Genomic DNA, 7,427 nt, shown 5'->3' with positions numbered 1-7,427 from the left:
GTTACATTCCGAACCCGGAAGCTAAGCCTTACAGCGCCGATGGTACTGCAGGGGGGACCCTGTGGGAGAGTAGGACGCCGCCGAACAAATATTGGAGAAATCCCCCGTGCCATTCGGCACGGGGGATTTCTGCGTTTAGGGTCGGGGACATGGACTACGACCTCGTCATCTTCGACAACGACGGTGTGCTCGTCGACAGTGAGCCGATATCCAACCGGCTGCTCGCCGGCTATCTGACCGAACTGGGGCATCCGACGACGTACGAGGCCTCGATCCGGGACTACATGGGTTCGGCGATGCACCGGATCCATGAGCTGGTGTGGGAGCGGACGGGGCAGCGGTTGCCGGAGGACTTCGACGACGTCTTCCACGCGCGGGTGTTCGCCGCGTTCGAGCAGGAACTGGTGGCGGTGGCCGGGGTCGCCGGGGTGCTGGAGAAGTTGGCCGCGGACGGGGTGCCGTACTGTGTGGCCTCCTCCGGGAGCCATGAGCGCATTCGGGTGGGGCATCGGACGACCGGGCTCGACCGGTGGTTCGACGAGGAGCGGATCTTCAGCTCGCAGGATGTCGGGCGGGGGAAGCCGGCTCCGGATCTGTTCCTGTACGCGGCCGAGCGGATGGGGGTCGTACCGGAGCGGTGTGTCGTCGTGGAGGATTCTCCGCTGGGGGTGCAGGCGGCTGTCGCGGCCGGGATGGATGTGTACGGGTTCACCGCCATGACGCCGGCGGAGAAGCTTGCCGGCGCGACCCTTCTCTTGTCCGACATGGGAGAGCTGGCCGACCTGCTGGTGTGAGCCCGCCGAAGTTGAAGGAAATTCATCTTTGGCTTGATCTACCCACGAGTACGCCGGGGCCCTACGCTCGCCGCCATGACAGAAGTGCTGCGGCGCGGTAGGGCCTCGTTGGCGTTCAGCTTCCTGGCGCAAGGCGTGGCCTTTGCTCTGCTCGTGACCCGGATCCCGGCCATCCAGGACCGGTACGGGGTCTCCGACGCGCTGCTGCCCGGCTTCCTCGCTGCCGTGCCCATCCTGGCCGGGGTCGGCAGCGTGGCCACCGAGCGGCTCGTGAAGCGGGTGCCGCCCGGTCGGCTGCTGCGCTGGTCGCAGCCGGTCGTGCTCCTGGCGCTGCTCGGGGTCGGGGTCGGCGAGCGGATGGTCGAACTCGGGGTCGCGCTGGCGGTCTTCGGGCTTGCCGTGGGCGTGTTGGACGCGTCGATGAACATGCTCGGGGTGAGTCTGCAGCGGGCGTACGGGCGGAGCATCATGCTCGGTTTCCATGCCGCGTACAGCCTGGGCGGGATCGTGGGGGCCTCGCTGGCGTGGGTGGGGGCGCACTGGCATCTCGCGCTGTGGGTGTCGTATCTGCCGGTGGTGCTGGTGTTGTTGCCGGCCGTGCTGGTGGGGAGCCGGTGGTATGTCGGCGGGGACGGTGAAGCCGTAGGGGCCGTGGAGGACACGGGGGTTGAGCGGGGCGAGGGTGGGGGTGTCGTCTTCAAGGCGTTGTTGCCGCTGTGTCTGGTGATGACCTTCGCCTATATCGGCGACTCGACCGTGTCCAACTGGAGTGCCAAGTACCTCCAGGACGTGTTGGGGAGTTCCGAGCAGCTGGCGACCCTGCCCTACAACGTGTACATGGTGACCACGTTGCTGGGGCGGGCCATCGGGGACTTCGGGGTGCGGCGGTTCGGGGCGGTGGGGGTCGTACGGGCGGGGGCGTTGGTGGCCGCGGTCGGGTTCGGTGTGGTGGCGGTCGCTCCTGGGCCCTGGGTGGGGATGGGTGGGTTCACGTTGCTGGGGGTGGGGTTGTGTGTGCTGGTGCCACAGACGTTCGCCGCGGCCGGGAGGCTGTTTCCGGGAGCGTCCGATGCGGCGATCGCGCGGCTCAATGTTTTCAACTATGTGGGCTTTCTGATCGGTTCGCCGTTGGTGGGAGCGTTGGGGGACGCGTGGAGCTACCGGGGGGCGATGGTCGTGCCGATGGTGTTGGTGCTGGTGACGTTGGTGTACGCCAGGTCGTTCGCTCCTCAACCGGACCGATACGGTGGCGGGCATGAACGGCCGCGCACAGCTGATGTGGGACGAGGCAGTAACGGGCTATGACTTCGGTCCGGACCATCCGATGGATCCGGTTCGCCTGGATCTGACCCGCAGGCTCGTCCATGCCCTGGGGCTCGATCGCGAGATGGAGATCGTGTCCGCCAAGCCGGCCGGGGAGTCGACCCTGCGGCTCGTGCACCGCGATGACTACATCCAGGCCGTGAAGGCGGCCTCCGCGGCGCCGGAGGCGGCGGACACGTCGTACGGGCTGGGGACGGTGGACGATCCGGCCTTCGCCGGCATGCATGAGGTGTCCTCGCTGATCGCCGGGCTGTCCGTGGGGGCGGCTGAGGCGGTGTGGCGGGGCGAGGCGCTGCATGCGGTGAACTTCTCGGGTGGGCTGCATCATGCGATGCCGGGGGGCGCGTCGGGGTTCTGCATCTACAACGACGCGTCGTTGGCGATCGCGCGGCTGCTGGAGCTGGGGGCCGAGCGGGTCGCGTATGTGGACGTCGACGTGCATCACGGGGACGGGGTGCAGGCGGCGTTCTGGGAGGATCCGCGGGTGCTGACGATCTCGTTGCACGAGCATCCTCGGACGTTGTTCCCGCAGACGGGGTGGCCGGAGGAGACGGGGGCGGCGTCGGCGGAGGGTTCCGCGGTGAACGTCGCGCTGCCGGCGGGGACCGGGGACGCGGGGTGGGTGCGGGCGTTCCACGCCGTGGTGCCGGAGCTGATCGCCGATTTCCGGCCGGATGTGTTGGTGACCCAGCACGGGGCCGATACGCACTTCGAGGATCCGCTGGCTCATCTCGCCGTGTCGCTCGATGCGCAGCGGGCTGTGCAGGTGGCCTGCCATGAGCTGGCTCATGAGTACGCCGGGGGGAAGTGGGTGGCGTTGGGTGGGGGTGGATACGCGGTGGTGGACGTGGTGCCGCGGTCGTGGGCGCATCTGGTGGGGGTGGTGGCGGGGAGGCCCGTGGCGCCGGAGACGGTGATCCCCGAAGGGTGGCGGCAGGAGGTGTTCGCTCGTACGCGGCAGTTGGCGCCGGCGCGGATGACCGACGGGCGGTGGCCCGTGGGCTGGGGGGAGTGGGAGGCGGGTTACGACCCCGCGGACCGGTTGGACCAGGCGGTGTTGGCCACTCGGCGGGCCGTGTTTCCGCTTCGGGGGTTGCTGGCGTAGGGGTGGGGCGCGGCAGGGAGTCGGTGGGACCCCTTCGACCCCGCCGGAGGCTGCGCCCCGCACCCCCGGTTCGGCCCTGAACGGGCCTCGTCCCCGAACACCCGACGGGCCGGTCCTTCCAGGCCCCTTACGCCAACCGTGCCCTCTTCCCCGGTTCCCGGGACAGCCCCGGCTGCGCTCCAGCACCATCACCCCGTGTTGAGTACCGCGGCCCTTCGGGCTCATCTGGTGGCTGCTGGGTTGGCCGGGGTGGTGGCTACCTCCCGGGAGGAGAGCCTTCGGAGTTATCGGCTCTTCGCTGCCCGGGATCCTCGGGTGCTACTTGGGCTGGATCCCGAGTGGACCTGGGGGGTGCGGGACCTGGTCGCGTTGATGGCGGACAAGTGTGGGGTTTCGGCCGATCTGGGGGAGGTCTCAGGGCACGATGTGATCGATCCTGAGCGGACCCTGGCCGCGCTCGACGCGTTCGCGGAGCGGCTCGCCATGGTTGCCCAGCGTGGTGGGGCCGTGCTGCTGGGGACCGGGCATCCGCATCGGCTGCTCGGGTTCTACGCCGGGCTTGCGGACGCTTTGTCGGCGGCGGGATGTGGCGTCCTCACCCCTGCGCAGGGTCGCTGTGTCGACATAACGACCCGGTTCGGACTACGCACGTACAACCTGGACTACGTACAAGGTGTCGCGTTGGTGCGGGAACCCGAGGTCGGGCGCCCCGGTTGTGCGACCGGCGTGCACACCCATTCGCCGCTGCCGGTTCGACTGGCGCTGGCGGCGGCCGCGGAGGCCGGCGGGCCGTTGCCGGACTTGGTGATCGGTGATCACGGGTGGGTCTGCGGGGCAGGTCAGCTGGGGTTCGAGGCGATCGGGCTGGCGGACACCGACGACCCGGCGCTCTTCGTGGGCGAGGCCGAGGGGTCGGTGGCCGTCGTCGTTCCACTTGATGACGCAGTGCGGTCTGGTCACTACCGGCCGCTGACCCGCTACGTACTCAATCGGGCATGTCTGTCACAGTAGGCCGCCGATGGGTGCACCTCTTCCCCACTCGCATCACCCGCCCCTACATTGGGGAGTGAGCACGCAGCGACGAAGAGTCACCGGAAGGGGAAGCCGGTGGCCGTCGAGTCGAGTGCGGAAGGTTCAGGTGTGTCATGGCTGCTGACCAGAGGCCTCTGAGCGAGGTTCAGTTCCTTACCGTGGCGGAAGTCGCCTCGGTGATGCGAGTGTCCAAGATGACCGTGTACCGGCTGGTGCACAGCGGTCATCTGCCCGCGATCCGGGTGGGGCGGTCCTTCCGTGTCCCGGAGAACGCGGTTCACGAGTACCTCCGCGAGAGCTACGTGGGGGTGGAAACCGCCTGACGGCGAGGGCGCGGGGGATCCGTTCACAGGGCACTCCAGGGTCCCCCCGCCCCCTCGATTACGACCTCAGCGCTCGGGCGGGTAGGCTAGCCCCTCGTAGGTCGTATGGGCCCATGGCGCCCAGCACCGAGTGATGAGAAGTGAGCGAGGGTAGTCGTGGGCTCTGTTATCAAGAAGCGGCGCAAGCGGATGGCCAAGAAGAAGCACCGCAAGCTGCTCAAGCGCACGCGCGTTCAGCGTCGCAACAAGAAGTAAGCGCGATGAGGTTCGTGCGACGCTAGCCGCGAAGGCGTCGTGTGGCCCCCCACCGAGTGGTGGGGGGCCACACGTATATCCAGGCCGCGTACGGATGGCTGAACGCCGTGCGTGGGACCGGACGGGCGTCGTGGCCGATCCGGTCCCACGACCGGCCCGTTCCGTCACGTCACGCATCGGGCGGTCATCACAGCGCGACACCGACCCGCTAAGTTGGCCCGCAGACGGGGAACGCGGCAGGGTAACGAGCAGGGGCGACAGCCGAGCGGTACCAGGGCGGAAGGAAGGCGCTGATCTTGGGCAAGGTTGTGCTCGTCACCGGAGTGGCCCGTCAGCTGGGGGGCCGGTTCGTACGACGGATCCAGCGGGACCCGGAGGTCGATCGGGTGATCGCCGTGGACGCCGTGCGGCCCGAGCACCATCTCGGCGGTGCCGACTTCATCCAGGCCGACATCCGGCAGCCCACCATCGCGCGGGTGCTCGCCGAGACCGGCGCCGACACCGTCGTCCATCTGGACGTGACGGCCACCGCGCTGGGCAGCGGCAGCCGGACCACGGTCAAGGAGACCAACGTCATCGGCACCATGCAGCTCCTGGGCGCCTGCCAGAAGTCGCCCAGTGTGAAGCGGCTGGTGGTCAAGTCCAGTACGAACGTCTACGGCTCCGCGCCCCGGGACCCCGCCGTGTTCACCGAGACCACGCCGGCCAAGTCGCTGCCCAGCGGTGGCTTCGCCAAGGACACGGTGGAGGTCGAGGGCTATGTGCGCGGGTTCGCCCGGCGGCGGCCCGACGTCGCCGTCTGCGTGCTGCGGTTCGCCAACATCCTCGGGCCGACCGCCGAGACCCCGCTCGCCTCGTACTTCTCGCTGCCGGTGCTGCCGACCGTCTTCGGCTACGACCCCCGGTTGCAGTTCGTGCACGAGGACGACGTGATCGAGGTGCTGCGGATCGGTTCGCACGAGCCGGCGCGCGGCACGCTCAACAGCGGCACCTTCAACATCGCCGGCGACGGTGTGCTGCTGCTGTCGCAGTGTTCGCGGCGGCTCGGGCGGCCCACGGTCCCGCTCCTGCTGCCCGCCGTCACCTGGGCGGGCTCCCTCGTGCGTACGCTGGGCATGACGGACTTCTCGCCCGAGCAGATCCGGCTGCTCACCCACGGGCGGGTCGTGGCGACGGACCAGATGCGCGAGACGCTCGGGTTCACGCCGAGGTACACCACCGCGGAGACCTTCGCGGACTTCGCGCGCAGTCAGGGGCCGGGTCTCCTGCCCCCCGAGGCCCTTGCGGGGGCCGTCGACCGGATCGCCGCGCTGCCCCTCGCGGGCGGCGGCCACCCTCCGACGCAGAGCGCGAACTGAGGAGCGCATCAACGATGGCGGACGCCAAGGTCATTCCGTTCGACGACGACCGGTCCCGTGGGAGCGCCGTGCAGCGGCCGTCGCGGCGCCGGAGCGCGGCGAGCCGACGCAAGAGCGGCGAACCGGCGCCGGTCCGTGAGGTCGGCGAGGTCGGTGAGGTCCAGCCCCTGCCCACCAGGGCGCTCCCGCAGGATGATGATCCCGTGACCGGTACGGGGCAGGAGCAGCCGCCGCGGCCGCCGCGGGAGGACGCCGGTGGGCTGGAGCGGCGCATCGCGGGCGGTCTGGCCTTCCTGCGCCGCCGTCTGACGGGCGATTACGAGGTCGACGACTTCGGCTACGACGAGGAACTCACCGACCAGGTCCTGATGTCCCTGCTGCGGCCGGTGTACGAGAAGTACTTCCGGGTCGAGGTGAAGGGCATCGAGAACATCCCGGCCGAGGGCGGCGCGCTGATCGTCGCCAACCACTCCGGGACGCTGCCGCTGGACGGCCTGATGATGCAGGTCGCCGTCCACGACCACCACCCGGCCAATCGTCACCTCCGGCTCCTGGCCGCCGATCTCGTCTTCGTGCTGCCCGTCGTCAACGAGCTGGCCCGCAAGCTGGGCCACACCCTCGCCTGCGCCGAGGACGCCGAACGGCTGCTGGGCCGGGGCGAACTGGTCGGGGTGATGCCGGAGGGCTTCAAGGGCATCGGGAAGCCCTTCGGGGAGCGCTACAAGCTCCAGCGGTTCGGCCGGGGCGGTTTCGTCTCCACGGCGCTGCGCCAGGGCGCCCCGATCATCCCCTGCTCGATCGTCGGGGCGGAGGAGATCTACCCGATGATCGGCAACGCCAAGACCCTCGCCCGTGTCCTCGGGTTCCCGTACTTCCCGCTCACGCCGACCTTCCCGTGGCTGGGTCCGTTGGGTGCGGTTCCGCTGCCGACGAAGTGGACGATCCAGTTCGGGGAGCCGATTCCGACGGACGGGTATCCGCCGGAGGCGGCGGAGGACCCGATGCTGATGTTCAACCTGACGGATCAGGTGCGCGAGCAGATCCAGCACACGCTGTACAAGCTGCTGGTGCAGCGCCGGTCGGTGTTCTTCTGACCGGTGTTCCTCCGGGGAGCGGTGTCGCTCCCGGCACGCGTACGGCGGTGGGGGGCCCCCGCCCGGGGCGGGGGGCCCCCCCCCCCGCCCCCAGCCTAGACCGGGGGCGCGAGCCCCCGGCCCCGCCCGGGAGTCCCCCCCGC

At 69.5% G+C, this 7,427-nt stretch carries 8 protein-coding genes and 1 rRNA gene; all 9 read left to right on the top strand.

Annotation, left to right across the window (positions count from 1 at the left end):
* Positions 1-86: ribosomal RNA gene (gene rrf, locus ACF1A1_RS38890) — 5S ribosomal RNA — on the top strand; the annotation flags it as partial.
* 63 nt (positions 87-149) lie between these two features.
* Complete coding sequence (locus ACF1A1_RS38885; RefSeq protein ID WP_392006890.1) at positions 150-794, top strand: HAD family hydrolase; 645 nt, start codon at positions 150-152, stop codon at positions 792-794.
* Positions 795-869: 75 nt separating this feature from the next.
* Positions 870-2,099, top strand: coding sequence for an MFS transporter (locus ACF1A1_RS38880; protein WP_392006889.1), 1,230 nt, complete (start codon positions 870-872; stop codon positions 2,097-2,099).
* On the top strand, positions 2,050-3,222 hold the full coding sequence (locus ACF1A1_RS38875) for an acetoin utilization protein AcuC (RefSeq protein ID WP_392006887.1): 1,173 nt from the start codon (positions 2,050-2,052) through the stop codon (positions 3,220-3,222). The genes ACF1A1_RS38880 and ACF1A1_RS38875 overlap by 50 nt, the downstream gene beginning before the upstream one ends.
* Positions 3,223-3,417: 195 nt before the next feature.
* Positions 3,418-4,233, top strand: a complete 816-nt coding sequence (locus ACF1A1_RS38870) for a phosphatase (RefSeq protein WP_392006885.1) — start codon at positions 3,418-3,420, stop codon at positions 4,231-4,233.
* A gap of 134 nt (positions 4,234-4,367) precedes the next feature.
* A complete protein-coding gene (locus tag ACF1A1_RS38865) occupies positions 4,368-4,577 on the top strand; it encodes a helix-turn-helix domain-containing protein (RefSeq protein WP_162655568.1) in 210 nt (69 codons plus the stop codon).
* A gap of 156 nt (positions 4,578-4,733) precedes the next feature.
* Entirely contained in the window at positions 4,734-4,832 is a 99-nt protein-coding gene (locus ACF1A1_RS38860; protein WP_003948845.1) for a 30S ribosomal protein bS22, read from the top strand.
* 296 nt (positions 4,833-5,128) lie between these two features.
* Positions 5,129-6,190 (top strand): NAD-dependent epimerase/dehydratase family protein, encoded by a 1,062-nt coding sequence (locus ACF1A1_RS38855; RefSeq protein ID WP_392006883.1) that lies wholly within the window; start codon positions 5,129-5,131, stop codon positions 6,188-6,190.
* Between the two features lie 14 nt (positions 6,191-6,204).
* The gene (locus ACF1A1_RS38850) at positions 6,205-7,284 is read left to right on the top strand and encodes a lysophospholipid acyltransferase family protein (RefSeq protein WP_392006881.1); all 1,080 of its coding nucleotides are present in this window, start codon (positions 6,205-6,207) and stop codon (positions 7,282-7,284) included.
* Positions 7,285-7,427: the final 143 nt, after the last annotated feature.

The sequence above is a fragment of the Streptomyces sp. NPDC014995 genome (genome assembly GCF_043080745.1).
Taxonomy (GTDB): Bacteria; Actinomycetota; Actinomycetes; order Streptomycetales; family Streptomycetaceae; genus Streptomyces.
The sequence above is the reverse complement of the archived record's forward strand: the minus strand, read 5'-3'. Positions and strand labels throughout refer to the sequence as shown.